The following is a 26,253-nucleotide window of genomic DNA, read 5'->3' as shown; positions in this document are numbered from 1 at the left end:
GTGGCGCGTGCATCCATTGACCGGGATCAAGTTTCTGTTAACCAGACTCGGAGGAAGCGGGCGCGCAATTTGTCCCCGATTCGGCATTGCGCAAAGGCGCCTGGTGCAGCGCCACGATCTCGGCATTGCCTTGCACCACGGCGGGGTAGCGCACGCGCACCAGCGGGTCGTGGCCGGGCACGATGTGGTCGGGGGAATCCGCAAACTTCAGCAGCGTGTCATAGCCGGCCAGCATGTCGGCCACGTTCAACACGATGGGAAAGGGCGCGTCCAGGCCCATGTTGTCGTAGTAGTGGCTGGCGTCGGAGGCCAGCACCACCCAGCCGCGCGCCGTATGCACGCGCACCGCCTGCAAGCCTTGCGTGTGGCCACCGATGTGCAGCAGTTGCAGGCCGGGCGCGATTTTGTCGTGGCCGTGGTAGAAGGCCACCCGCTTGTCATATACCCCACGCACCACATCAACCACGTCCTCAACGGCATAGGCGTGGCGCAGCATGTCAAAGCGCATGTTGCAGCCGCAGGCGTAATGCAGTTCGCTTTCTTGCAGGTGCAGGCGGGCGCGTGGCAGCTTGCGGATGTTGCCGGCGTGGTCGTAGTGCAGGTGCGTGACGATCACATCCTGGATATCGGCGGGCGCGATGCCCAGGGTATGTAGCGCATCGATCGGGCAACGCAAAAACTCCCGGCCCCGCGCCTGTGCGGCGGCCTCGTTAAAGCCCGTGTCCACCAGCCACACCCGCTTGTCATGGCGGATGACCCAGACGAAATAATCCATCGGCATGGGACCGTCGTGCGGGTCGGGCGGGGTAATGAAGTTCTGGCTGCGACGGCGCGCCACGGTGGCGTAGCGCAAGGCATAGACTTCGTGGTTCGGCAGCGTCATGCAATTCCCCTGGTGGCGCGCAGGTGGTCCAGTTCAGGCTTCAAGTACTGCATCAGCCGTTGCGGGTTTTCAACCATTGGGAAATGGCCCAGCTCGGGCATCTCGGTGAAGCGCGCGCCGGGAATGCGCGCCGCCACGCGGCGGCTGTCGTCCGGGCTGGCGGAATAGTCGTAGGCGCCCGTCAACAGGGACACGCCGAAGCGGCGCGTGTCCAACCCCGCCAGGTGTTCGGCGGCATCGAAGTCTTCGCTATAGAACCAAAGGTCGTTGGCATACACGTTGAAGCCGCCTTGCGAGTAGATCCACGCGGCGTCCCGGCGCGCGCCCAGCGTGGCGGCCGGGCCCATCAGGCCGCGCACATAGGCCGGGTTGTGGGCCGCCTGGTTGACCTGGGGATGGCACAGCAGCGGCGTGCGCCGGCCGCTGGCCTGGTACGGCGCCTCCAGCGCCACCACGCCGGCCACATCGTCCGGGCTGCGGGCGGCGACGACCAGCGCCATCGCCGCGCCCATCGAACAGCCCAGCAGGACGGCGGGGGCGCCCACCACCTGGCGGATCACCGCCACACAGGTGCGCAGATACGCGTCCCGGGTCAAACCCGCTTCGGTCCAGGCCTGGCCGGGCAAGGGCATGCTGCGGCCGTGGCCGGGCATGTCAAAGGCGATCATGCGCCATTGGCGACGCAGCTCGGCGTCGGCCATCAGCGCGTGATATTGGCGCGAATCGGCGCCGGCGGTGTGCAGCATCAACAGCGGCGGGCCGTCCGCCAGGCCGCTGGTTTCCACGTACAGAGAGGTGGGGGGGGTGCCCCCGTCGCTCGCGCCCCGGTCGCTCGTGCCCCGGTCGGTCGCGCCCCGGGCAGTCGCGCCCCGGTCAGCCACCCCCAGCTCCAGGTTGACGTAATGGCCCGCGATGGCGCTGCGGTCCAGCAGGGTGGGCGCCGCGTCATGCTGGCCGCGCAAAATCTCGAACAGGCGTTCCAGGGCGTGCAGCGCCTGCGCAATGGCCAGCGCATCGCCTTTGACGCGCAGGCCGTGGGCCTGGCGCTGCGCGGCGGTAAACGACTGATAACCCGGTGGCGGGGCGGGTTGCAGCAGCTTGCGCCATGTGTCCGGCGGCGCGCTGATGACCAGGCACTGCGACGGGGCGGCGGGTTGGCCGGCCCAGGCAAGCATGCGGTCCTCCGGCTGCGCGCCCACTTGCAGCCAGATGGCGCTGGGCAGGCCCCGGGTGGCCGCGATGAATTCGCTATCCTGCTGCGCCAGGGCCGTCGCGGCCCTCAGTTCCTGGTCGATCGCCTTCACGGGTGGATGTCTCCTCTTGTTGGCGCCTTAGCACTTCAAGCGCCGTGCGTTCCGCATTCACAATGTGGTTCTGCGCGGCGGCCTGGGCGCCTGGTGCATCCCGAGCCTGGATGCGCTCGAAGATGTGGTCGATTTCGGCCATGCTTTCCGGCAGCCGTTCCGGCCGTGCGAAGGACGTGGCGCGCAGCAGATTGATGCGCGACAGCAGGCCCGGCAGCATGTCCTTGATCAGATCGTTGTCACAGCCCGACAGCAGCACGTCATAGAAATCGCGCTTGGCCGCCAGCAAGGCGGACTTGTTGCCGCCCTTGGCCTGGCGGTGCAGCGCGTCCACCGCCTTGCGCAGGCGCTCGACGTCGGCGTCGCTGGCCAGCCGCGCGAATTCATGCGCGGCAAAGCCTTCCAGCAGCGCGCGCAGCGAATACAAATCGCGCGCGGCCTTCTCGGTGATGCGCACCACCGTCGGGCCGCGATGCGGTTCGATGGAAATCAGCCGTTCGGCTTCCAATGTGCGCAACGCCTCGCGCAGCGTGCTGCGGCTGATGTTCAGCTGTTCGCACAGTTCGGCTTCGCGCAGGCGTTCGCCGCCCTTGATGCGCCCGTCCATGATGGAGGCGCGCAGGAATTCCTCGACGCGGGTGCGCAGGGTGGTCGGTTTTTCAAATACTGCGCCGTTAGGGGGCATGGCTGTCTCTCGCTTTGCGTAGCGGTGCGCGCAGGCGGCGACAGGGCCTTTTGGCCCGGCCGCGGCGCACCGCCGGTTCAACGTAAAGACGCAATATATCCCGCCGGCAGGCCATCGCTATAACCCCAGGTACGCCGCGCGCACACGGCTGTCTTCCAACAGCGCGCCGCTGTGGCCGGACAGCACCATCGTCCCCGATTGCAGCACGTAGGCGTGTTCGGCCACCGACAGCGCCAGGCGCGTGTTCTGTTCCACCAGCAAGATGGTCAGCCCGCTGCGGTGGATGTCGATCATGGCCTGGTGCATTTCCTCGACGATCTTGGGCGCCAGGCCATGGCTGGGCTCGTCCAGCAGCAACAACCGGGGCTCCAGCATCAGCGCGCGGCCAAAGGCCACCATCTGCTGCTCGCCCCCGGACAGCGTGCCGGCGGCCTGGCGGCGCCGTTCAAGCAGCCGGGGAAACAGGGCGTAGACGCGGTCGCAACCGCGCCTCAGGCCCGCCATGTCGCGGCGGCGCGTGTAGCCACCCAGGTACAGGTTTTCTTCTACCGTCATGTCAGGAAAGACGTGGCGGCCTTCGGGCACGTGGGCGATGCCCAGTTCCGGAATGCGGTGCGGCGGCAAGCGCAGGATGTCGCGGCCGTCGAAAAGAATGCTGCCGCTGACCTTGTCCAGCAGCCCTGATATGCAGCGCAGCAGCGTGCTCTTGCCCGCCGTATTGGCGCCCACCACCGCGATGAAGCCGCCTTCGGGCACGTCCAGCGACACCTCGTGCAGCACCGGGCTGCGGTCATAGGCGGCGGTCAGGTTCTGGATCTGCAACAGGCTCATGCCGCCGCCTCCGACTGTTCCAAGGATTTGCCCAGGTAGACCTCGATCACCGTCGGGTTCGACGCGATCTCGGCGGGGCTGCCCTCGGCAATTTTCTGGCCGAACGACAGCACCAGGATGCGGTTGCACAGCCGCATGATGGCGCGCATGTGATGTTCCACCACGATGAAGGTGATGCCCGCCTCGTCGCGCAGCGTGCGGATCAGATCCAGCAGGGCATCCATTTCGGATTCGTTCAGCGCCGCCATCACCTCGTCCAGCAAGAACACCTTGGGGTCGGTGCACAGCGCACGCGCCAGCTCTACCCGGGCCTGCTCGGGAAACGACAGCTCGCCGGCCGGCTTGGCGGCAATGGCGGACAGGCCGACGCGGTCCAGGTTGTCGCGGGCGACCTGGCGCGCGCGCGGCACGTCGTGGCGCAGCAGGCCGCCCACCAGCACGTTGTCCAGCACCGTCATTTCGGGAAACAGCGCCACGTTCTGAAAAGTCTTGGTCATGCCGCGCGCCGCGATCTGATGGGGGCGCAGGCCGCTGACGTCTACACCGTCCAATTCAATGCGGCCGCCCTGGCTGGCATATAGGCCAACTAGCAGGTTGAACAGCGTGGTCTTGCCCGCGCCGTTCGGGCCGATCAGGCCCAGGATGTCGCCGCGCGCCACGCTGAACGACACATCGTCCACGGCCTTCAAACCGCCAAAGCGGCGCTGCACGTTCGATACCTTCAGGATGTCAGGCATGCTGGCCCCGCGTCAGGTTGCGCAGCCGCGTCCATAGCGCCGACAGGCCGCGCGGCTCGATCAGGATGATGGCGATCAGGATCAGCCCGAAGGCCAGTTGCGATACGCCCGCCGTGTGGCCCGAGAGCCAGTCGTTGAACACTTCTTCCAGGGGGATGATGACCAGCGCGCCGATCAGCGGGCCGGCCACCGTGCCCACGCCGCCGATGATGCAGATGAGCGCCACGCGCACCGAGATGCCCACCAGCGAAAACACCGTGTCGGGGTCGAAGAAATAGATGAACTGTGCGTACAGCGTGCCGCAGGCGCCCATCAACGCCGCCGAGATCACGGCGGCAAGTATGCGCGTTTGTGCGGTGTTCACGCCGATGACTTCCGCCGCCTGCGGGTTGGCCTTCACGGCGCGCAGGCGGTAGCCCAGGCGCGAATGGCTGATCAGCGCGAAGACCACCGACGTGACCAACGCGGCGCCCAGCATCAGGTAGTAGTAGGGGATGCTGGACTTGAACTGCATCTGCGCCACGCCTTCAGCAAACGGAATCGACAGGCCTACCGGCCCGCCCGTCACCGATGCCCAGGTGTTGGCCACCGCGCGCAGCACCTCGCCGAACGCCAGCGTGGCCAGCGCGAAATAATGGCCGCGCAGCCGCATGGTCGGCAGGCTGAGCAGCGCGCCCGCCACTGCGGCAACGGCCATTGCCGCCACGATGCCCAGCCAGGGAGAAATGCCGTAGCGCAGCAGCAGCAGGGTGGAGGTATAGGCGCCTAGCCCGAAGAAGGCGGCGTGCCCTAACGATATCTGGTTGGCCAGCCCGCCCACGATGTTCCAGGACTGCCCCATGGCGGCAAACAGCAGCACCAGCGTCAGCACGCGAATGCCGTAGCCCTGGTCTTGCATCAGCCACGGCGCGCCCAGCGCAACGGCAAACAACGCGGCCCATGGCAGGAATTGTCGAGTCGTCGCCATCATGCAGCCCTTTTCAAAAGACCTTCCGGGCGCACGGCCAGGACGAGGATGAAGATGGCGAACAGCACCAGGTTTTGCAGTTGCATGGGCAGCACCAGCGACGACAGCGACTGGATCACGCCGACCGCGATGCCGCCGACCACCGCGCCCAGCACGCTGCCCAGCCCGCCCAGCACTACCGCCGTGAACATCAGCACGCTGAACTGCGCGCCGACGGTGGTGGACGCCGTCAGGTAGGGCAGGATGATGCCGCCGCCCAATGCCGTCAGGCCCACGCCCAGCCCGAAGGCCAGCTGATGCACGCGATGCGTGGAAATGCCCGACAGCCGCGCCGCCATCGGGTCCTGCGCCGTGGCGCGCACCGCCATGCCCCACCACGTTTTCTTCAGCACCCACCACAGCGTCAACCCGGCCACCGACGCCACCGTGAAGGCCAGCAGGTACGGTGCGCTCAGCAGAATCGGGCCAACCGCCAGCGCCGTCATCTGATACGGCGTCTGCACCGAGCGGAATTCCGAGCCGAACAGGATCAGCGCCAGGTTCTCCATGACGATCAGCAGGCCCACCGTCAGGAATATCTGCGCCACCGCCGGCGCCTTCAATACCCGGTTGATCAGGAACTTTTGCGTCAGCACGCCCAGCACGAAGGCCACCGCGAATGACAGCAAGGACCCCAGCAGCGGGTCCAGCCCGAGCAGCTTCCAGGCGAAGTAGGCGACGAACATGCCCACCATCAGGAACTCGGCCTGGGCGAAATTGACGATGGACACCACCCCGAAGACCAGCGTCAACCCGATCGAGATGACCGCGTACACGCCGCCCAGCAACATGCCGTCCACCAGCGCCTGCAAGAATTGCATGACTGTCCCTTGTGCTTGGTTCGTAAGCTTGCTTGTGTGCGGCGCGCGCTAGCTGGCGGCGATGACGGCGCCCTTGGCCAGCGCCTTGGGCCACACCGAGACCAGCTCGTTGTTCTGCCACTGCACCATGATCGGCTGCGCCAGCGTGTTCAGGCCGTTGGCGTCAAAATGCACGCCGCCACCCGACATCACGCCCGCCCAACCCTGGTCGTACTTCTGCGCGCGCAGCGCCTTGGACACCGCCTCGGGCTTGTCGGACGCCGCCACCTCAAGCGCTTGCGCCAGCACGCCCGCGCACACCGCGTGTTCCAGCGCCTCGTGCGGCATGAAGGTGCCGAAGCGCTTGCGATAGCGCTCGGTGTATTCCGGCGCCTGGTCGTAGTTGGCCGGCGCAATCGACAGCACGGCCTGGGAATACTGCCCCAGCGCCTTGGCAAAGTCGGGAATCACATAGCCCGCCGCGCCGCCCACGATGGGCACCGTCAGGCGTTGCTGGCGCATCACCCGGATGATCAGCAGGCTGTCGTTCAAGTACGAAATCGGAAACACGATCTGGGCGTCCGACGCGCGCAGCTTGCTGATCAGTGGCGTGACGTCGGTAATGCCCAACGGGTAGGCCTCGTCCAGCACGATTTGCGCGCCCGCCGCCTTGGCCGCGTTGCGCACACCGATCGCCTGCGACGTGCCGTAGGCGGTGTCTTCGTACAGCAGCGCGATCTTCTTGATGTCGGACGCGCCGGCCACGACAGAGGCCGCATAGTCGTATTGCGCGCGGCCCAGCACCGAGCCCTTGGAGACCACCTGGAAGATGTGCTTGAAGCCGCGTTCGGTCAGCACGTCCGAGAACGACATGGTCAAGAGCGGGATGCCACGCCGTTCGGTCACTTCGGACACGGCCAGGGTCAAGGACGAGGCATAGGCGCCGATCAGCGCCACGCATCGGTTCTGCGTGATCAGGCGCTGCGCGACGGTGGCGGCGGTAGTGGGCTGGGACGTGGCGTCCGCGATGATCAGTTTCAGCTTGGCCCCGCCCAACGCCTTGATGCCGCCTGCCGCATTGATCTCGTCGGCGGCCAGTTCCAGGCCCTGCCGCGAATTGATGCCGAACTGCGCGTTGGCGCCAGACAAGGGCAGGATCACCCCGACGTTGATGTCGGCCGGCGCCGCCTGCGCGCGGCCCGGCAGGGTGGCTGCCAGCGCGGCCGCGCCCAGCCCCGCGACAAATTCCCGACGCCCGTGGCGCACGGCCTGTTTGGGGAAGCTTTTCATGGTTGTCTCCTGGCTTTTGTGGTTGAGGGCGCACGGCAGCCAGCCCGGCGCTTTGCCGCATTATTGTGCTCAAACTTTAAGCAGTCAAGATGATTGTCGGACAATCCGACTATTGACGTTCGGACGAAACTTGACTGACAATCAGACAAACTAGAACCGACTCCAGACAAACCCGCGACCGGGCACAGACCCGGTTTGACACCCGTCACCATCACCAACGAGGAACCTATGGCAGACACCAAATCCGAAACCCAAGCCCTGTTCGACCAAGGCCTGAAGCTGCGCCGCGAAGTGCTGGGCGCCGAATACGTGGACGGTTCGCTGGCCCGCGCCAACGACTTCATGATGGCCTTCCAGCACATCACCACCGAATGGTGCTGGGGCTACGCCTGGGGCCGCCCCGGCCTGGAAAAGAAAACGCGCAGCATGCTGAACCTGGCGATGCTGACGGCGCTGAACCGACCGGCGGAAATCAAGTTGCACGTCAAAGGCGCGCTGACCAATGGCGTGACGGTTGAAGAGATCAAGGAAATCCTGCTGCAAGCCACCGTGTACTGCGGTATCCCCGCCGGGCTGGACGCCTTCAAGGTGGCCAACCAGGTGCTGGAGGAAGAGGGCGCCTTCAAGGAGCAGCAAGCATGAGCGCATCGCAAGAACGCGTGGGCCTGATCGGCATCGGCAGCATGGGCTGGCCGATGGCGGCGCGGTTGGTGCAGGCGGGCTTCGCGGTGACGGTGTTTGATGCCGTGCCCGGCCAGGCCGATAAATTCGCGCAGGAGGTCGGCGGCCAGGCCGCGACCACCTGCGCCGAACTGGCGGCGCAGTCCGACATCATCGTCACGATGCTGCCCACCAGCGCCATCGTGGAACAGGTGCTGGGCGGCGACCAGGGCGCGCTGGCGGGTCTGCGCCCCGGCAGCGTCGTGGTGGAAATGAGCTCGGGCGTGCCGACGCATACGCAGCGGCTGGCCCAGGCCGTGGCCGCCGTCGGTGGCCAGATGGTGGACGCGCCCGTGTCGGGCGGCGTGCCGCGCGCGCGTACCGGCGAACTGTCCATCATGTTCGGCGGCCCCGCCGCCACGCTGGAACGCGTGCGCCCCGCGCTGTCCGCGATGGGCACGTCGATTACCCCCGTGGGCGATGTCGGCAGCGCCCATGCCATGAAGGCGTTGAACAACCTGGTGTCGGCGGGCGGCTTTTTGATCGGCGTTGAAGCCATGATCATCGGCCAGCAGTTCGGCCTGGACCCCAACGTGATCGTGGACGTGCTGAACGCGTCCACCGGCATGAACAATTCCACGCAGAAAAAATTCAAGCAGTTCGTGCTGTCGCGGGAATTCAATTCCGGCTTCGGGCTGGACCTGATGGTCAAGGACCTGGGCATTGCGCTGGGCATCGCCACCGATACCGGCACGCCCACGCCGTTTGCCTCGCTGTGCCGCGAGCTCTGGGCGTCAGCGGGCAAAACGCTGGGCAAGGGCCAGGACCACACCGCCGTGGCGCGTCTGTCCGAACAACTGGCCGGCGTGGAGCTGTCGGCCAAGAAAAGCTAGGCCGTCTCCACCACGGCGCGGCAGCCGCCGCGCCCCTTTCAACCTGCATCACCCCAACCGCCAAGACAAGGCGGAGGGCCGGCTATTGCCGGCACAAATAGCGAGGAGCAAACCATGAAGAAGATTTTTCTGGCGACCCTGGGCGCCGGCCTGATCACGCTTGGCGCCAACGCCCTGGCGCAAAACTATCCCACGCGTGCCATTTCGATGGTGGTGCCGTACGCGGCCGGCGGGTCCACCGACGGACTGGCCCGCATCGTGGCGCAAGCCATGGGCGAGAACCTGGGCCAGACCGTCGTGGTGGAAAACCTGGGCGGCGGCGGCACCATGATCGGCAACCAGCGCGTTACGCGCGCCGCGCCCGACGGCTACACCATCACCTTCGGCAACATGGGGTCGCTGGCCATTGCGCCGTCGCTGTACCCCAAGGCCAAGTTCGACCCGCGTCGCGACATGAGCGCCATCGGGCTGGTTGCCACGGTGCCGATGGTGCTGTCCGTCAGCAAGAAAAGCGGCATCACCACGCTGCCCGACTTTGTTGCGCGTTTGAAAAAGAATGGCGCCGACGTGAACTTCGGCAATGCGGGGTCGGGGTCCACCAGCCATATCGCTGCTGCGTACTTTCTGCATGTGACGAATACGCAGGGCATGCAGGTCCCGTATCGGGGCGCCGGCCCGGCCATTGCGGATTTGATGGCGGGTACGGTGGACGCGGTGATCGACCAGACCGTCACGATGATTCCGATTCACGAAGGCAAGCGCGTCACGGCGCTGGCCGTGGCCGCTGCCTCGCGCCTGCCGCAGATTCCCGACGTGCCCACCTTCGCGGAAGGCGGCGTACCCGACTTCAACATGAGCGTGTGGAACGGCATCGCCGCGCCAGCCGGCACGCCGCCCGCCGTGATCGCGCGGCTGGAGCAGGCCCTGGCGGCGGCCTTGAAAAGCCCCGGGGTGCGCGAGTCGCTGGACAAGCTTGCCGCGCAGGCCCCGGACGCCAAGCAGCAGGGCGCGGCTGCGTTCCAGGCGCTGATCGCAAAGGACGCTCCGCGTTTCGCCGAGCTGATCAAAGAAGCGAACATCACCGTGAATTGATTGCGTAAAACAACCCGCATCAAGGTCCGCCGCGCGCCTGCTTCACGCTGATCAGCCAATCGGTAAACGTGCTGAACGGCGCGGTGGCGGCGCGGTCGGGCTTGCTGACCAGGTAGTAGCCGTTGCTGCTGCGCGCGGTGTGGGCCAGCGGTTGGACCAACTGGCCGGTGGCGAAGTCCTGCGTGATGTAGGCGCGTTGCGTTACCGCGATGCCCAGCCCTTCGGCGGCCGCTTGCAAGCACAGCACGGCATTGGCCAGCGGGATGAAACGGGTGTCGCTGCTTGCGCTCAAGCCCGCCGACAGCAGCCAGCGGTCCCAGCAGTCGGGTGCAATCATGGATTGCAGCAGCGTTTCGCCTAGTACGTCTTGCGCGCGATGCACGCGCTTGGCCAGCGCGGGCGAGCACGCCAACACCAACTCGTCCGGAAATAACAAGTCGGCCCGCAGGCCGGGCCAGTGGCCGTCGCCGCAACGCACGACGAAATCGGCGTTGTGCAATTCGGTGTCATCGGCGCGCGCCACCGTGGCTACTTCAATGTCGATATCGGCGTGTTGCGCATACAGCGATCCCAGCCGTGGCATCAGCCATTTGATGGCAAAGCTGGGAATTACCTTGACGCGGATGCGGCGGTTGGCGCCGGCCTCGGCCGCCCTGGCCAACGCGGCTTCCAGTTGATCGAAAAGTTCGGCGGCCTCCAGGGCAAGCTCGGTGCCGACGGTGGTGAAGGCGATGTCGCGGCCGTCCTTATGCACCAATTGCACCCCCAGATCGCTTTCCAGCCGGCGCAATTGGTGGCTGACCGCACCGGGCGTGACGTGCAGCAATTCGGCCGCGCGCCCCACGCCGCCGCCTCGGTGGACGGCATCCAGAACCCGCAGTGGGCCCAGGCGATTTCTGAGTTTGTGCATGATTGAAAACAACTCAATGGTCGAACAATAAGATTCGACAGACGCTGAGAAAGAACGCGCCTACAGTCTGCCTTGATTGATAAAACTAAATCAAGCGTTCGCATGCAGTGCGGCGCCACAAGGAGGAGACAAGCATGCACGGATTTATTCGACGGCGCGCTAGCGTCATGGCGCCGCTGCCCCGGTTTTGCGCGGCATTGGGCGTGATGGGCGGTGTGGCGTGGGCGGTGACTTTCGGTACGGCATCGTGGGCCGCCGGCGCGCAGGCGGCTTACCCCGAACGATCCATCCGCCTGATCGTGCCTTTCGCGGCGGGCAGCGCGGCCGATACGCTGTCGCGCGTCGTCGCATCCGCCTTGTCCGACGAGCTGGGTCAACCGTTGGTGGTAGATAACAAGGGCGGCGCCGGGGGCACCATTGGCACGGTTGATATTGCCCGCGCCAAGCCGGATGGCTACACGTTAGGCATCGCCGCGCAAGGCACCTTCGTCAACAACCAGGTGCTCTATAAATCGCCCGGCTACGACTCCATCAAGGATTTCACTTTCATCAGCGAAATTGCCGACGTGCAGAACCTGCTGGTGGTTGACACAAAATCGCCGTACCAGGATGCCCCGTCGCTGCTGGCCGCCATCAAGGCCAAGCCCGCGGAAACCTTCCGCTATTCCTCAAGCGGTGTGGGCACCAGCCACCACATCGCCGGCGCCACCGTGGCGCAAATGCTGAACAAGCCGCTGCTGCACGTGCCATACACCGGCGCGCCCCAAGGCTTGGGCGCCATCATCAGCGGCGACGTGGACATGGGCCTGTACAACCTGCCGGCCGCTATCGGGCTGGTGCGCGGCGGCAAGCTGCGGGCGCTGGCCGTCACCGGGCCCAAGCGTTCCACGCTGCTGCCTGACGTGCCTACGATGCAGGAAAGCGGCCTGACGAACTACTCGGTCACGCTGTGGTGGGGCCTGGTCGGTCCGGCTGGCTTGCCGGCCAACGTGTCAACGCGCCTGCATGCCGCGCTGGACAAGGTCATGAGCCAGCCCGCACTGCGTGACAAGCTGATCGGACAGGGCTTTACCTTGCCCGACACGCCGTTGCCCAAACCGGCCGCTTTCGAGGCCCTGGTGCGCCAGGATCTTGCCAAATGGGTTCCCGTTCTGAAGGAACTGGGAACGGCCGCTCAGTGAGTGGCGTGCAGTAACGCTCGCGCGGCAACGGCTCACGCAGCAACGGCCGCGCGGTGACTCCCGCCGTCACGCACTCTTCAAGGAAACCACTGTGCAATCTTCTTCCAAGGCGCGCCCGCTGGCGCGTCAGTTGGCGGACCTTGTCATGTCCACGCCCGCCGACGCGCTGCCCGCCCTGGCGCTTGAACACGCCAAGATGAGCCTGGCCAGCACCTTGGCCAGCGCCGCGATGGGCTATGACATTGCATCGGCCCGTATCATTCGCGACATCGAACTGGCCAATGGCGGCACGCCCGCCGCCAGCCTGTGGTTCGACGGCCGGCGCTTGCCGCTGGCAGCAGCCGCGCGCGCCAACGCCGTGGCCAGCGACGCAGCCGCATCGGACGACAGCGACATGCGCAGCATTGCCCACATCGGCACCATCGTGTCCAGCGTGGCGCTGGCGGTGGGCCAACAGCAGGGCGCGAGCGGTCGCGATGTGCTGGCTGCCATGGTGCTGGGCTACGAAGTCGCCGGACGCATCGACGAATCCTTGACCCCGGGCCGCATGCAACGCGGCTTTCACGGATCATGGTCAACCGTGTTCGGCGCCTGCGTCGCCGCGGGCTTGTTGCTGCGCCTTGACGCCTTGCAGCTGGCGCACGCCATGGCGCTGTCGGCAACGTCAGCCAGCGGCATGGCCATTGCGGCCGACACCAGTTGCGCGCGGGAATATCACGCCGGCCAGGCCGCCGGCGCAGGCATACGCGCCGCGCTCGCGGCGCAGCGCGGATTTGAGGGCGAGCTGGGAATCTTCGAAGCGCCGCGCGGGTTTCTTGATGCACTGGGCGGGCAGGCGCGCGAGGACATCGTGTGCGATTGGGGCGAATCGTGGGACATCGTCACCGACTTGGCCATCAAGCTGATGCCCGGCGCACACCCCTTTCACGCATGCGCCGAGGCGGCGGCCGAGGCCGCGCGCGCCGGCACCGTCCGGCCCGCCGACATCGATCGCATCGTTGTGTCGGCCGCCGTGCAATGGACCAACTTCAAAGGCGAGCCACACCCCCGCAATCTGGTCGATGCGGCGCACAGCCTGCCGTACTTCGTGGCCGCCGCCATCGCCGACGATGGCTTTGGCTGGGCCCACATGGACGAGACCAAAATGGCGGACCCCGTCATTTCTGCCTTGCAGAACAAAGTCGAATTCGATCCGGACCCGCCGCCGCTACCCGACCGCTTTCCCCACCGCCACGGCGGCACGGTATCGATCATCCTGCGCGACGGCGCCGTGCATCGCGCGACGTGCTGTGCCCCCCGAGGCTCCGGCGCGCGCGGCATCGACTGGCAAGACGTGCGCGACAAATTCCTGCACCTGTTCCCGCTGAGCGGGCTGCCGCCCAGCGCCACCGACGGCTGCTTGCAAGCCATCTTGGATCTGGACAAAGCGGGCGGCGTCGGCACGCTGGTGGAGCTGTTGCGCCGGCGCTGAGGCGCATATCGCATAGCGCATATCGCAGATCGATAACGCGGCGTCACACCGCATCGCCGCTGAACGAAGGAGACGACATGAAGCGACGCATCGCATCCCGCTTGCCGGGCGCGGCACTCTGGCTTGGTCTGGGCCTGGTGCTGGGCCCGGGCCCAAGCCTCGCCCAGACCGCCAAAGCCGAGGACGCCTTCCCATCCAAGCCCGTCACCATCATGGTTGGCGTTGCGCCCGGCGGCAGCGTGGACGCGCTGGCGCGGCTGGTTGCCACCGAACTGGGCAAGGCCACCAAGACCACTTTCGTGGTCGAAAACGTCACGGGCGCGGGAGGCCTGCTGGCATTTCAGCGTCTGGCGCGTTCGGCGCCGGATGGCTACACCCTGATGTTCAGCAATCAATCCATGGTGCTGATTCCCTTGCTATACCCCAAGGCGGGCCTGGACATCGTGCAGGACACGAAGGCCGTCGGCACTGTTGCCAACGTGCCTATGGTGCTTAGCGTCAGCAATCAAAGCGGCATCAAGGACCTGCCGTCGATGCTGGCGGGCATGCGCAGCGGCGAACTCAAGATGAACTTTGGCTCAGGCGGACCGGGCACCACCGCGCATTTGGCCGAAGCGATGTTCCTGCGCATGGCCGGCGTCCAAGCGCAACTGGTCCAGTATCGCGGGTCGGGCCCCGCCATCACCGACCTGATGGGCGGGACCATACAGTCGGTGCTGGACCAGACCGTCACGATGCTGCCCCTTCATAAAGCCGGGCAGATCAAGGCCATCGCGGTGGCATCGCCCGAGCGCCTGCCGCAGATGCCCGACGTGCCCACCTTCGCCGAGGGTGGGGTTGCCCAGTTCGATATGCAGATCTGGAATGGCCTGGTGGCGCCGCGTGGCACGCCCGACGCCGTGGTCGACAAGTTGGCGCGGGTCCTGAGCCAAGCGGTTCAGTCACCTGACTTCAAGGCGCGCATCGACAGCTTGGCGGCGCGCGTTCCGTCAGCACAAGAGCGCAGCCCCGCCGCCTTCGCGCGTGTCCTGCAACAAGACCAACAGCAGTTTTCCGAACTGGCCACACAAATTGGCCTGCAACCGCGCTGATGCGCCGCCGGCATCGCGCCCAAGGAACAAAAATGAGCAAGACAATTTACGGATTCATCGGATTGGGCAATATGGGCAACCCGCTGGCCAGACGCTTGATCCAGGCCGGCCATACGCTGCACGTTGCTGATACCGATTCAGCCGTGCGCCAGCAACTGGAAGCGCTGGGCGCCGAGGGGCACGACACCCCGCGCGCCGTTGGCGATGCGGCCGATGTGGTGTTCTTGAGCCTGCCCGATGGCAAGGTGGTAGACGAGGTATTGGGCGGTGAGCGCGGGCTGGCCGCCGCGTCGCGCGCCAAATGCGTGGTGGATCTATCGACCGTCGGCCCAGTGGCGGCGCGGCGCGCCTACGACACGCTGGCAGCCCAGGGCATCGACTACGTGGATGCGCCGATCAGCGGCGGACCCACCGGCGCGGAACGCGGCACGCTGGCCATCATGGTGGCTTGCCCCCCGTCGCGCTACGACGCTTTGGGCGAGTTGCTGAGCCACTTCGGCAAGACCTTTTATCTGGGCGCCGAAGCCGGCCAGGCCCAAGTCATGAAGCTGGCCAACAACCTGCTGTCCGCCACCGCCGTGGCCATTACGTCGGAGGCGATGGCGCTGGGCGTCAAGGCCGGGCTGGACCCCAGCGTGATGCTGGACGTCATCAACGCCGGGTCCGGCCGCAATTCGGCCACCCTGGAAAAGTTTCCCCGTGCGGTGCTGACCGGCACCTTCAACGTGGGCTTCGCTGCGCGCCTTGCCCACAAGGATGTGCGCCTGTGCCTGGAAGAAGCCGAGTGTCATGGCGTGCCCATGGTTGTGGGCTCGTCAGTGCGCGAGATGCTGGTGATGACGACCGCTATCCATGGCCGGAACGCCGACTACGCCGACGTGGCGCGGATGGTTGAAGATTGGGCAGGCGTGAAAATCCGCGCCAGGGGTTAAGAGCGGGAAGGGCGGACAGGGCTGCATGACGCCGATGGCACTTGGCCTCCCGCCTTATCGCCCCTTCATCGACACCGGCACGCCCCACACCGGGTCTTCCATGCCTTGCTTGCCCAGCGGCGTGATCTGCATGGGTTGCAAGGTGGACAGCAGTTGCCGGTGCGCGTTGCTGACGTTGGTGCGCTGCGCGATGAGCATTTGCGCGAAGTCCATCGGTGCGGGGCGCGTGTAGACGGTGAAGTCTTCCAGCGGGCATTCGATCATCTTGGGGTCGACCGCGCGGCAGGCCGATGGCTTGTACTGGTAGCTGGGCGTCTTCATGTGCATGCGCTGGCTCAGCACGAACTGGCCGCCCTTGAGCGTAAAGCTGGCCAGCGCCAGCTTCGGCGGCACGCGCGATTGCACCTTGATCGCCGGGATGTCGCGCCAGGCCGTCTCTTCGTAATAGCCGGCGCGCGAGCCTTGCGTGGTTTCGGTGTACTGCTCTTCGCCCCAGGCGACGCAGGCGCCCGTGCCCCGATGCACCGCCGTGCAGACGGTGCGCGTCTTGAGCTGCGAGCCCGTGGTCCCCTCGTGCCAGTTGGTCTCTTTATAGAACTCGCGGTAGAGCTCCGGCGACAGATACGCGGTGCCGTTGGCGCCGCGGCCCGAGCCCACCGGGCCGCTACGCGCGCCCACCTGGTCCAGCAAGGCGTTCAGCTTGTAGTCGTCGCCACCGGTCAGCAGGTATTTGCCGGGCGGCAGGATGTGCACTTCAAACGCCTTGAACAGATAGGTGGCCTTCTCGTCACGTTGCAGCGAGTTGTTCTGAAACTTGCGGCCGAAGGTGATCTTCGGCTGTTGCTCGTGCATCCAGACCGTGTTGCCGGTCCACTTCGTCATGGACATTGCATCCTTGAGCGTGGCGTGCGGCATCACGTCGGCCACCAGCACCACCGCCATGTCCGCCTTGAGCGCTTCGTCAATCAGGTCCAGCAACTGCGCGTAGCGCGGGTCGTCCATCGTGCCTTCGCCCTTTGAATCCGGCAGGGTGATGCACCCGGACAAGGCAAGCGGCAGGGCCAGGGTCAAGGTCAGCGTCAGGGCGGAAAGGGCAACTCGCGGTCGCGGCAGCGTCATGGGGGGCGGTCCTTGGAGGGGCGGAGTCGGTTCAATGACCGCGCATCCTACTGGCTTGGATAAACGCTGCAAGCGTTGGGTGGCCGCTGAAACATGGCGCGCGTCCGCGCACGCAAGGGCTGACGCGGTCGGCAAGCGTGGCCGGGGTGGCATCGTTACCGTGCGGACCCACGGCGGACGCGGCTTGTGACCCGTCGGCGGCGGTGGCGGCGTCAAGCCAGGTCGTAGAACCGCGTCGGGCGCGTTCGTAAATTATTGTTGCGACTGTTTCTTGCACGCCGGAAATCGGCGGCGCTGGGCATTGTCGGCGGTCTCGGCCCGTGCGATTCCTGCCGTCAAGGCAAGGGCGGCAAACAGGATAACGGCGTGATTGGCCGTGAAACGGTCCATCAGCAGCCCGAAGATCGCCGCGCCCGCCGTCTGGCCGATGGCCAGCGCCAGAAACGCAATCATCACGCCGGTGGCGGGGCGCTGGGGCAGGGCCGACACGCCCCATAGCAGATAGACGCCGGTGATCGTGATGTAGGCCACGCCGAACAGCGCGCCGCCCAACAGCGCCAAGGGCGCGGACGTGCCGTCGATGCCGACCAGCAGCACGCTTGCGGCCATGGCCGTCAGGAACACTCGGTGCACGCGGTCAATGCCGAACCGTGCGATCCAGTGCCCCGCGCCCGCGCCCACGATCCCGGCAGCGCCGATGGCGGTCCACAGCAGGCCCGCGCCGGTGCTGCTCCAGTTCAAGCGCAGGCCGACCAACTGCCCTCCGAAAGACCAGATCGCGGTGCTGGCCGCGCCCGTCAGGAAGGCCGCCGCGATCAAGCGCCGCAAGACGCCACTTAACATCGGGATGCCGTTGCCGGTGGTGGTGGCGCCGGTGGTAGCAGTGCCGGTGGTGGTAGCGCCGGTGGTAGCAACGCCGGTGGTACCAGCGCCGGTGGTGGTAACGCCGGTGGTGCTGGCGCCAGTGGCAGTAGCGGCAACAGCAGTAGCGCCGGCAATAGCGCCATCAGCAGTAGCGCCAGCGGTCGCGCCCTGCGTGCGCCGGGGCAGGATGAACGCCACGGCAAACGCCAACCCGAAAGCCACGGCGGCAAAGCCCGCGAAGGCCACGCGCCACTGCTCGCCCATCATCAGCGCGACGGGGCCGGACAAGGCCACGCCCGCGCCGGTGCCCGCGTTGATGAAGGCGTTGGTGGCGTTCTGGCGGCCAGGCGGAACGCCCGCCGCAACCGCCGCCGCCAGCGCGGGCGATACCAAACCCGTGCTGGATCCGGCCAGCATGACGGCGCCCGCCAGCCAAGGCGCCGAGGGCGCCGCCGCGATACCCGCCATGCCCGCCGCCGCAATCAGCGCCGCGCCGATGGCGACAAAGCGGGGGCCCAGGCGTTCGGTCAGCCAGGCCGACAGGATGACTGCCACGCAGTAAGTCAGAAATGCCGCGCCCGACATCAAGCCGCTCAGGGTTGAAGACAGGCTAAGTTCCGCGTCGATCCGAGGCAGGAAGAGCCCGAAGGCAAACCGCGCGAAACCGTAGCAGGCGGCGATCAGGGCAAAGCCCGTGATGCCCAGATAGCGGCAGGGGTTGATGGCCATGTCGTCGACGCCCGGATTTGACGCGGTTGTCACCGGCCCCTACTGCACCGGGTCAAGCGCGATGATGCTGCCGCCCTCGGCCCGCAGGCGCGACAGGTAGGTACCGTGATCGACCACCTGAAAGGGAAAGAGCAGCCCCGGCGGCGTGGGCGGTTTGCCGTCCAGGCCGGCCAGCCGCTCAAGAATCATGCTGACGCCCAGCGCCGTCAAATGGGCCGCGCCGCGCGGGTGGAACACCGCATGACGGGTCCGCAGCGCACGGCCGTCATGGTCTTTGCCCGCGAGCTCAATGATGATCTCGGTCGATTTCGGTTCACCGCGCCGCCGCGATGAACTGACGCCGGTTGCGATATTGAACTGCACGTTGGGCGCCCCGGTTGCCGTGGCCAGACCCGCCACATCGATGGACGAGAAGCCGTGCGCTTGCATCACCGTGCCGTCGATGGCGCGAAACTCGGCCCGGGCGTCTTCTTTGCCACGCCAGACGTAGCGGCCATCACGCAGCGTCAAGGCGGCCGGCATCATGCGGTTCAGGCGCTCGAAATCCTCGGCCACGGCAGGCCCGCCGCCGTCCTGATCGTCGACAAGGGCGCCGATCTTGATGTCGTGCAACTGCGCAAAGGCGCGCGCGCAATCGAACGTGGCGATGGTGGTGGCGCCCACCAGCCATTCATAGCCCAGCACGATGGCACAGGTGCCGGGCGACTGCATGTACGCAGCAACTTCGGGCGCAATTTCATAGACACCAGAAGAAATTCCCAGGTGGGACGCACCGCGACGCTGCGCAAAGCGCAGGCCGGCCAATCGATCATCGGCGTAAAACACGGCCACGGCCGCTACCGGCCGCTCGCCCAACCCGAGATCGTTGGCGCGCGGGTCAATCACCACGCCTTCGGCGTTGCCCAGCCCGGCCGCCGCGTCGGCACTTTTTGCCGCATCGCGCCCGCCGATCAACAACGGGACATCGGGGTAAACGGCCCGCAAAGCACGGGCGCTCAAGCGGCCGATGGAACCGGTGCCTCCCATCAGCAAGACAGCGTTTGTCGTCATATCAGCGTTCCTCGGCACCTTGCCCCGGGCCGGAATGGCCCCGGCGCCAGGCAGGGCAACTTATGCCGTCCTGGCGCCGGTTCGGGGCGCCGCCGCGATCAGCTTGCGGTGGCGGGCGCGGGCGTATTCAGCAACTGCTGTTCCCACAGGTATGCGATGCCGCTGCCGGCCGCGTGTTGGACCAGTACATTGGTCAGCGCTTCGGCGGTGCCCAGGCGCGCCCAGTCGCGCTGCCATTCGGCGGCCACCGCCAGCCACGTCATCAAGTTGACGCCGGCCGCCGCCATGCGCTGAAGCGCCACTTCGTGCGCTTCGACCGACACGCCGCCGGACGCGTCGGTGACCACCGTCACATCCCAGCCTTCGCCCGCCGCCTGGATCGCCGGCATCGCCACGCAGACCTCGGTCCACAAGCCGGCAATGATCAGCTGCTTGCGGCCCGTGGCCTTGGCCGCTTCGACGACCTTCTTGTCTTCCCACGTGTTGATGAGCGTGCGGTCGATGACCTCTTGCCCGGGGAACACATCGGTGATCTGCGAAAAAATGCGGCCGCCCCGGTCAGCAATCACGCTGGTCAGGATGGTGGGCACGTTGAACGCCTTGGCGGCCTTCGCCAACGCCGTCGAATTGTTGACCACCATGTGCGGGTCGTGGCTGTTCAGGTTGGTCAGCTGGTAGGGCTGATGGTCGATCAGAACCAATAACGAGTCTTCAGGACGGAGTAGCGAATCGAGGCCATTACGAAATTTCATTGGTGATCCCTGGCTTGCTGTGGTTGGAGGGGGTGCTCTGCAACATGCAGTGCCGGGTGGCGGATGCGGGTAGCGCCGTCCCCGGAATGGGCATTATGTTTTTGTGGCCCGGGATGCGGTAGTGACGTTGCGCGATGAGCTGTGTCGCGCGTTGCGGAACACCGGCGCGCGGCGTCTTCCATCGCGGCGGTTGGGGCTGTCGGTGCCGGATTGCGTAGTGCTATCCTGCGGCGAACTGCGTCGCAAAACGGGGGCAACGCCAAGTGGATATCGAAGAGCTACAGACTTTTATCGAGGTGGCCGACGCGGGCGGCGTGTCGCCGGCCGCGCTTCGGATGGGCGTGTCCAAGTCCATCGTCAGCCGTCGCCTGCTGCGCCTGGAAGAAGAGCTTGGCGTGCAGTTGCTGGCACGCTCGACACGCGGCGCGGCGCTGACGGAAGCGGGCGCCACCTTCCGTGACCATGCGGCCCGCGCCTGCGCCGAAATAGACCTGGCGCGCGAAACCATCGTGCCCGCCGGCGAGCTGCGCGGCCGCCTGCGCGTGGCCGTGCCCGTGTCGTTCGGCCTGACGCACTTTGCGCCGGTGGTCGCGGAAATGGCGCGGCGCCATCCCAAGCTGCACGTGCAGACCTGCTACAGCGACCGCTTTGTCGACCTTATCGCCGAAGGCTACGACTGCGCGATCCGCGTCGGTTATCTGCAAGACTCCAACCTGGTCGCCAGACGCGTCGGCCCCATCCTGGGCAAGCTGCTTGCCAGCCCCGACTACATCAAGACGCATGGCGCGCCGGAAACGCCCGCCGAACTCGGCGCCCATCAAGCGCTGATGCAGGGCACCGAGGCGTGGCAGTTCATGGACGGCGACAAGATCATCACGGTGCGTCCGCAAGGGCGCTTCAAAGCCGACAACGGCGCGGCCCTGGTTACGGCGGCCGCTGCCGGCCTGGGCCTTGCGTACCTGCCCGATTGCCTGACGCATGACTACGTGGTGGCGGGCGCGCTGGTGCCCATCATGACGCGCTACCCGCCGCCGCCCGCGGGCGCCTACGTGATCCGGCCGCCCGGCCAGCATCCCGCGCGCAAGATCCGCGTTTTGACGGAATTGCTGATCGAACACTTTGGCAGCTCGCCACATTTTGCGGGCACGGTTTAGGCGTAAGCGGCATTCGGCCCGGTGGCCCGGTGGCCCGCTGGCCCGCTGGCCCCCGGGCGCGTTCGCCCGTTCGCCCAACGTTCAGTCCGCCGCGCGTGCCATTTGCAAATGCTGCGTAATTTCTTCCGCCGGCACTGCCTTCGAAAACAGAAAGCCTTGCAGCTCGTCGCAGCCGGCAGCGCGAAGAAAATCGCGTTGCGCCGCCGTCTCGACGCCTTCGGCGTTGACCGTCAGCCCCATCGAGCGGCCCAGCGTCACGACGGCATTGACGATGGCGGTGGAATCCGCGCCTTCGCCGATATTGGCCACAAAGCTGCGATCGATCTTGATTTTGTCCACGGCGAATTTCTGCAAATAGCTCAGGCTGGAATAACCGGTGCCAAAGTCGTCCAGCGCGATCCGGAACCCTACCGCGCGCAACTGGCCGATGGCGTTTTGCACGCGCCCGTCGTCCTCGATGAACACGCCTTCGGTGACCTCCAGTTCGATCTGCGTCGGGCTGACGCCCGCCGAAGTCACCAACTCGATGACGCGGGCAGCAAAGCCGGTGCTGCGAAACTGCACCGGGGAAAGGTTCACCGCGATGGACAGGCTCGGCCATTGCAACGCGGCGCGGCACGCTTCGCGCAGCACCCAATCGCCCAGCTCCACGATCAGCCCGGTCGACTCGGCAACCGCCACGAAAATCTGTGGCGGCATCGCGCCTTGGGTCGGGTGATGCCAACGGATCAGCGCCTCGACGCCCACCAGCTGATGCGTGCTGCTGTCGATCTGCGGCTGGAAATGCACGCTTAGCTGGCCGCCGTCGGCCAGTGCGGCGCGCAGGTCCGCTTCCATCAACGCCTTGGCCTTCAGCGTCTCGTCCATTTCCGGTTCGAAGAAGCAATACTGATTTCTGCCTGATTCTTTGGCGCGGTACAGCGCGATATCGGCTTTGCGCATCAATTCACTGCGCGTCGTTGCATCGCGGGGCGCCATGGCAATGCCGATGCTAGCGCCGACAAAAGCGCGCCCGCCCAGCACCTCGAACGGGGCGCGCACTTCGGCCAGGATGCGCCGGGTCAACGCGTTGGCGGACGCTTCGGAGGTGTTCTGCGCAAGCACCGCGAACTCGTCTCCTCCCAGGCGTGCAATCACATCGTCCGGCCCCAGGATGGCTTTGACGCGTCGCGCGAATTCCTGGATCAGCGCGTCGCCGGCGGCGTGCCCCCAGGTGTCGTTGACCTGCTTGAAGTGATCCAGGTCCAGCAGCAGCACCGCGCAGCTGGAATCGGGTTGTCTGCGCACCAGCGCCTGGTCGACAAAGGTGGCGAAGTAGGCGCGGTTGGCAAGGCCGGTCAGCACGTCATGAAAGGCCAGGTGCTGGGCATGCGCTTCGCTGGCTTTCAGCTCTACGTGCGCCGCGCGCAGCGCGCTCAGATGCGATTGCTGGTCGCGCAATAAACGGTACGTGCGCAGCGCCAGGAACGCCACAATAACCAGGGCGCCACCGATCATGGAGACGAAGGCGGGCAGCATCGCCCGCCATAATTCCGAGCCGGGAAGGTCGGGCCGCCACATCAGATATCCGATAGGCGCGCCGTCCGATGAGGTCAACGCCAGCTCGCGTTCCCCGTCATCGTCGTGGTGGACGCGTTCAGGATGGTAGTGCAGCCCTTCAACCAGATTGCCGCGCGAAAACGCATACAGAAAATCACCATCGATATACCGGATACTGACAAGCAGATTGTGCGGAGCGGCTCCCGGCGTGGCGGGCCGCATCTGAAAGTGGTCGATATGCATGGCGCTGACGACGGCGGGCCGATCCTGCACGATGGCAAGATCCGTGGCGTGCACGGCGGACGGGGTCGTGCGCAAAGTGGCCTCGGTAGCCGGCGCCTGGCCTGGCAAGCGTTCATGGTCGTTGTTGGGCCGGCTGATGCGACCGCGCGCCAAGTCGACGAATCTTTTGATGGCGGCCTGGTACGACAGGTACATCGACGGCGAGGCCGCCTGGCCGTTCACGCTGGCGTAGACGGGGGCATCGTCCGGACCCAGGATGAAAATAACGTCCTGGTTGAACAGCCGGTGCAGCAGGGTGCCCACGTTCTCGTCCAGCCAGGCCTGGTCGGGCTTGGGCTTGGCAAGTTCATCCAGCAGCATGTCCCACAGCGCCACCCCCTCTTGTGCCTGCGACACGTCGTCCAGCACATTGCTGACGGCCTGGGCCAGCTCGCGGCGTTGCCGTTCGGCCGACATGTCGTCGCTTTTTTCCACTGAAAGATGCAGGGAAAACACCATGGCCGCCAGGAACAGCCCGAAGGCCGCCAGCAGCAGGACAAGAAGCCGCCCGGCAAATTGCGGAAGTCGCTCGACGCTTGTTTTCATGCCCGTGTCTCCGGGAAGGGCTGGCGCCTCGTCAACAAGAAACAGAAAAGGGCCGGCACTGACGCGCCGGCCCGACTTCATTTACCCAGATGCTTGCGAACCGCGGCGGCTGATGCGCCCACCGCCTGCACCGCCTCGCGCAGTTGCCCTTCGGTAACCCCAAGCGCCTGCGTCCAGTAGCGCAGTTCGTGGGCTTCGTTCACATTGATGCGGGACCGGTCTTGGGGTCCTCGATCCTTCAGGTCGTCGGCCATGATGTCTCCTCTGTTGGAAGAAACACCTATCCAGCAAGCCGCGTTCCCGATGCGCAGCTTGCGGCCGAGGCTTGCCGAAGCTCAGCCCGGTCCGTCGCTGGCGGCGGCCAGCAGCGGCACCACGATGTCGCTGATTGGCGTGGCAATGCCATGCGCGCGGGCGCGGCGCGCGATGACGCCGTTGCGGATATCCCATTCCAGCGGCCGGCCCGCCTGGCGGTCCGCCAGAATGGACGTGCCCATGTCGGCCGGAGCGGCCTGGAACTTTGCAAGAATCTCTTCTGGGGTCTCGTCGCCCAGCTGCGCGCCTTCCGCGCGGGCCACGGCGAGGCATTCCTGTAGATAAGCGATGGCAAGCGTGGCGATGTCGGGCCGCGCAAACATGCCGGCGCGGCGGTGGGTTAGTGCCATCAGGCCCGCCACCGCGTTCTGCAACAGCTTGCGCCAGGCCAGCGTCTGGAAGTGGGCGGTGACGTCCACCGCGCACAGCGTGCCGCGCAGCGCCTCGGCCACCACGTGCGCCGCCTGCGTGTCCGGCAAGCTAAGGCGCGCCTCGCCACGCAAGCGCACCGAGCCGTCCGGCTGCCCCTGCGCGGGAAACCACACCACGGCGGGAATGATGCGAGCGCCAGGGGAGTCCGAGGCGTTTGGGGACGTCGGGGCGTGCCGGGCGACCTGCTCCATTTGCTCGACCCCGTTCTGCAAGACGCACACGACGGTGTCCGGGCCGCACAACGCCGCCAGCCAACCTGCCGCAGCCTCGGTCTGGGTTGCCTTGACGGCAAGAAAAACGATATCGACGGTGCCATCGAGCTGGCCGGGATCGTTGCGCACCGGTCCCGGAACCGTGATGCGGCGCTCGCCGTCCTCAAGAATCAGTTCACTGCGCGGCGTGCGCCCGCACAGCAAGGGCGTACGGCCGGCCTGGTGCAAGGCCGCCGCCACCGTGGTGCCGATGGCGCCGGGTCCGACGATGGCGACGGTTGCTGCATCTGTTGCGGTACTCATGGAATGGGGTTCCTTGAAAAGCACGGTGGAGGGCGGGGGCGCGCACGGATAGCGGCCAGACCGTGCGGCGTGGCACACCGGGCTGGCAAACGCTTCACAAGGCGACCAGCACCTTGCCCACGACAGATGCCGATTCAAGCGCGACGTGAGCGTCGGCTATTTTATCCAGTTCGACTTTCATCCCGATATGCGGGGCATAGTCGCCGCTGGCCAGGCAGGCGTTTATGTCCCGGATCGCCTGGATTTTCGCCGCCATGGGCACCGTATAGATAAACACGAACCGCAGCACGCAGCCGTGCATCATCGCGCTTAACAATGGCAACGCAAGCGCATCGTCGGCATGCGACATCGCGTAGGAACTGATGACACCTCCTGGCGCCAGGCATGCCATGTCGATGTCCAGATTCGCCTTCACGTTGACGTCGACGATGCGGTCCACGCCCGCGTTGCCCGTGCGCGCCTTGATTGCCGTGGCCACGTCATCATTCAGGCGGTCCAACACCAGATCCGCGCCCGCCGCGCGAGCGACGGTGGCCTGTGCTTCATTCATGACGGTGGCCGCGACCCAAGCGCCCGCCCACTTCGCCAGCAGGATGGCGGCGGTGCCGACCACGCCGGCGCCGCCTTGCACGAGCACGTTCTTGCCACGGATGTCGCCATCGGCGAAGAGACAGCGATGGGCCGTCAAGGCCGGGATGCCCAGTGACGCCCCGACCTCGAAAGATGCGTTATCCGGCAGTGGCACCGCCTGCGCCGACGGCACCACGACATAGTCGGCCGCCGTTCCTGCCGGCCTGCCGTACTGCGCCTCAAAGATCCATACCCGCTGACCCACCCGACCGGCCTCGTTCGGATCGCCCACGGCATCGATGACGCCCGCGCCGTCCTGGTGCGGGATGATTCGCGGGTACGGCATCGCAGAGGAGAATCCCGTTCGGGCTTTGAGATCGGTAGGGTTCAGCCCCGACACATGCACCCGCACCCGGACTTCACCTGGGCCGGGTCGGGGATCGGGAAGTTCAGCGACGCAAAGCACTTCATGCGCGGGGCCCTGGCGTTCGTAAAAAGCAGCTTTCATGGATTTTTTCTCGGACATGGAAGACATGCTTCCGTGAGCCGGCATTATCGAAATCCAGTGGCTTTTCTACAAGTAGGCACATTGTTTATACGTAAGGATAAAAAATATACTA

The 26,253-nt window shown here is 66.0% G+C and carries 25 protein-coding genes; 8 read left to right on the top strand and 17 right to left on the bottom strand.

What is annotated here, in order from left to right:
• Positions 1–37: 37 nt before the first annotated feature.
• The 8 genes from KYT87_RS20260 to KYT87_RS20225 all read right to left on the bottom strand — a co-directional run bounded on the left by KYT87_RS20260 (position 38) and on the right by KYT87_RS20225 (position 7,536).
• Positions 38–883 carry an N-acyl homoserine lactonase family protein gene (locus KYT87_RS20260; RefSeq protein WP_219990708.1) on the bottom strand — a complete coding sequence of 282 codons (846 nt, stop codon included), beginning with the start codon at positions 881–883 and terminating at the stop codon, positions 38–40.
• Complete coding sequence (locus KYT87_RS20255; RefSeq protein WP_219990707.1) at positions 880–2,187, bottom strand: alpha/beta fold hydrolase; 1,308 nt, start codon at positions 2,185–2,187, stop codon at positions 880–882. The genes KYT87_RS20260 and KYT87_RS20255 overlap by 4 nt, the downstream gene beginning before the upstream one ends.
• Positions 2,132–2,872 carry a GntR family transcriptional regulator gene (locus tag KYT87_RS20250; RefSeq protein WP_219990706.1) on the bottom strand — a complete coding sequence of 247 codons (741 nt, stop codon included), beginning with the start codon at positions 2,870–2,872 and terminating at the stop codon, positions 2,132–2,134. The genes KYT87_RS20255 and KYT87_RS20250 overlap by 56 nt, the downstream gene beginning before the upstream one ends.
• A gap of 117 nt (positions 2,873–2,989) precedes the next feature.
• Positions 2,990–3,703, bottom strand: coding sequence for an ABC transporter ATP-binding protein (locus tag KYT87_RS20245; protein WP_219990705.1), 714 nt, complete (start codon positions 3,701–3,703; stop codon positions 2,990–2,992).
• Positions 3,700–4,440, bottom strand: a complete 741-nt coding sequence (locus KYT87_RS20240) for an ABC transporter ATP-binding protein (protein ID WP_219990704.1) — start codon at positions 4,438–4,440, stop codon at positions 3,700–3,702. The genes KYT87_RS20245 and KYT87_RS20240 overlap by 4 nt, the downstream gene beginning before the upstream one ends.
• Positions 4,433–5,410, bottom strand: a complete 978-nt coding sequence (locus KYT87_RS20235) for a branched-chain amino acid ABC transporter permease (protein WP_104144126.1) — start codon at positions 5,408–5,410, stop codon at positions 4,433–4,435. The genes KYT87_RS20240 and KYT87_RS20235 overlap by 8 nt, the downstream gene beginning before the upstream one ends.
• A complete protein-coding gene (locus tag KYT87_RS20230; protein WP_046804809.1) occupies positions 5,407–6,267 on the bottom strand; it encodes a branched-chain amino acid ABC transporter permease in 861 nt (286 codons plus the stop codon). Before KYT87_RS20230 ends, KYT87_RS20235 begins: the two co-directional genes overlap by 4 nt.
• A gap of 48 nt (positions 6,268–6,315) precedes the next feature.
• Positions 6,316–7,536 (bottom strand): ABC transporter substrate-binding protein, encoded by a 1,221-nt coding sequence (locus tag KYT87_RS20225; protein WP_219990703.1) that lies wholly within the window; start codon positions 7,534–7,536, stop codon positions 6,316–6,318.
• A gap of 228 nt (positions 7,537–7,764) precedes the next feature.
• Between KYT87_RS20225 and KYT87_RS20220 the strand changes: the two genes are divergently transcribed.
• The 3 genes from KYT87_RS20220 (at position 7,765) to KYT87_RS20210 (ending at position 10,181) form a co-directional block, all read left to right on the top strand.
• On the top strand, positions 7,765–8,178 hold the full coding sequence (locus KYT87_RS20220) for a carboxymuconolactone decarboxylase family protein (protein ID WP_046804811.1): 414 nt from the start codon (positions 7,765–7,767) through the stop codon (positions 8,176–8,178).
• The gene (locus tag KYT87_RS20215) at positions 8,175–9,089 is read left to right on the top strand and encodes an NAD(P)-dependent oxidoreductase (RefSeq protein WP_219990702.1); all 915 of its coding nucleotides are present in this window, start codon (positions 8,175–8,177) and stop codon (positions 9,087–9,089) included. The genes KYT87_RS20220 and KYT87_RS20215 overlap by 4 nt, the downstream gene beginning before the upstream one ends.
• Before the next feature lie 114 nt (positions 9,090–9,203).
• A complete protein-coding gene (locus KYT87_RS20210; protein WP_219990701.1) occupies positions 9,204–10,181 on the top strand; it encodes a tripartite tricarboxylate transporter substrate binding protein in 978 nt (325 codons plus the stop codon).
• A 19-nt stretch (positions 10,182–10,200) separates the two neighbouring features.
• Here KYT87_RS20210 and KYT87_RS20205 read toward each other — a convergent pair whose 3' ends face one another.
• A complete protein-coding gene (locus KYT87_RS20205) occupies positions 10,201–11,091 on the bottom strand; it encodes a LysR substrate-binding domain-containing protein (RefSeq protein ID WP_046804814.1) in 891 nt (296 codons plus the stop codon).
• A 134-nt stretch (positions 11,092–11,225) separates the two neighbouring features.
• Here KYT87_RS20205 and KYT87_RS20200 point away from each other — a divergent pair, with 134 nt between their 5' ends.
• The 4 genes from KYT87_RS20200 to KYT87_RS20185 all read left to right on the top strand — a co-directional run bounded on the left by KYT87_RS20200 (position 11,226) and on the right by KYT87_RS20185 (position 15,766).
• A complete protein-coding gene (locus tag KYT87_RS20200) occupies positions 11,226–12,272 on the top strand; it encodes a tripartite tricarboxylate transporter substrate binding protein (protein WP_082134472.1) in 1,047 nt (348 codons plus the stop codon).
• Positions 12,273–12,363: 91 nt separating this feature from the next.
• Positions 12,364–13,743, top strand: coding sequence for an MmgE/PrpD family protein (locus KYT87_RS20195; RefSeq protein ID WP_219990700.1), 1,380 nt, complete (start codon positions 12,364–12,366; stop codon positions 13,741–13,743).
• 77 nt (positions 13,744–13,820) lie between these two features.
• The gene (locus KYT87_RS20190) at positions 13,821–14,834 is read left to right on the top strand and encodes a tripartite tricarboxylate transporter substrate binding protein (RefSeq protein WP_219990699.1); all 1,014 of its coding nucleotides are present in this window, start codon (positions 13,821–13,823) and stop codon (positions 14,832–14,834) included.
• Positions 14,835–14,866: 32 nt separating this feature from the next.
• On the top strand, positions 14,867–15,766 hold the full coding sequence (locus KYT87_RS20185) for an NAD(P)-dependent oxidoreductase (RefSeq protein ID WP_219990698.1): 900 nt from the start codon (positions 14,867–14,869) through the stop codon (positions 15,764–15,766).
• Positions 15,767–15,820: 54 nt separating this feature from the next.
• Here the strand turns inward: KYT87_RS20185 and KYT87_RS20180 are convergent, their stop codons facing one another.
• The 4 genes from KYT87_RS20180 to KYT87_RS20165 all read right to left on the bottom strand — a co-directional run bounded on the left by KYT87_RS20180 (position 15,821) and on the right by KYT87_RS20165 (position 20,280).
• On the bottom strand, positions 15,821–16,885 hold the full coding sequence (locus tag KYT87_RS20180) for a hypothetical protein (protein ID WP_219990697.1): 1,065 nt from the start codon (positions 16,883–16,885) through the stop codon (positions 15,821–15,823).
• 252 nt (positions 16,886–17,137) lie between these two features.
• Entirely contained in the window at positions 17,138–18,511 is a 1,374-nt protein-coding gene (locus tag KYT87_RS20175) for an MFS transporter (RefSeq protein ID WP_255593350.1), read from the bottom strand.
• A gap of 6 nt (positions 18,512–18,517) precedes the next feature.
• Positions 18,518–19,528 (bottom strand): NAD(P)-dependent oxidoreductase, encoded by a 1,011-nt coding sequence (locus KYT87_RS20170; protein ID WP_219990696.1) that lies wholly within the window; start codon positions 19,526–19,528, stop codon positions 18,518–18,520.
• A gap of 98 nt (positions 19,529–19,626) precedes the next feature.
• Complete coding sequence (locus KYT87_RS20165; protein WP_104144119.1) at positions 19,627–20,280, bottom strand: hydrolase; 654 nt, start codon at positions 20,278–20,280, stop codon at positions 19,627–19,629.
• Positions 20,281–20,543: 263 nt separating this feature from the next.
• Between KYT87_RS20165 and KYT87_RS20160 the strand changes: the two genes are divergently transcribed.
• Positions 20,544–21,434 (top strand): LysR family transcriptional regulator, encoded by an 891-nt coding sequence (locus tag KYT87_RS20160; protein WP_219990695.1) that lies wholly within the window; start codon positions 20,544–20,546, stop codon positions 21,432–21,434.
• A gap of 81 nt (positions 21,435–21,515) precedes the next feature.
• Here the strand turns inward: KYT87_RS20160 and KYT87_RS20155 are convergent, their stop codons facing one another.
• The 4 genes from KYT87_RS20155 to KYT87_RS20140 form a co-directional block, all read right to left on the bottom strand.
• The gene (locus KYT87_RS20155; protein WP_219990694.1) at positions 21,516–23,801 is read right to left on the bottom strand and encodes a bifunctional diguanylate cyclase/phosphodiesterase; all 2,286 of its coding nucleotides are present in this window, start codon (positions 23,799–23,801) and stop codon (positions 21,516–21,518) included.
• Positions 23,802–23,878: 77 nt separating this feature from the next.
• The gene (locus KYT87_RS20150) at positions 23,879–24,055 is read right to left on the bottom strand and encodes a DUF3606 domain-containing protein (RefSeq protein WP_219990693.1); all 177 of its coding nucleotides are present in this window, start codon (positions 24,053–24,055) and stop codon (positions 23,879–23,881) included.
• A gap of 81 nt (positions 24,056–24,136) precedes the next feature.
• Positions 24,137–25,063, bottom strand: a complete 927-nt coding sequence (locus KYT87_RS20145) for an oxidoreductase (RefSeq protein ID WP_219990692.1) — start codon at positions 25,061–25,063, stop codon at positions 24,137–24,139.
• Positions 25,064–25,157: 94 nt separating this feature from the next.
• A complete protein-coding gene (locus KYT87_RS20140; protein WP_255593348.1) occupies positions 25,158–26,159 on the bottom strand; it encodes an NADPH:quinone reductase in 1,002 nt (333 codons plus the stop codon).
• Positions 26,160–26,253 lie beyond the last annotated feature (94 nt).

Source organism: Achromobacter sp. ES-001 (assembly GCF_019448355.1).
Taxonomy (GTDB): Bacteria; Pseudomonadota; Gammaproteobacteria; order Burkholderiales; family Burkholderiaceae_B; genus Achromobacter; species Achromobacter spanius_B.
Note: the sequence above shows the minus strand (reverse complement) of the source record. Positions and strands in the feature narration are given on the sequence as shown.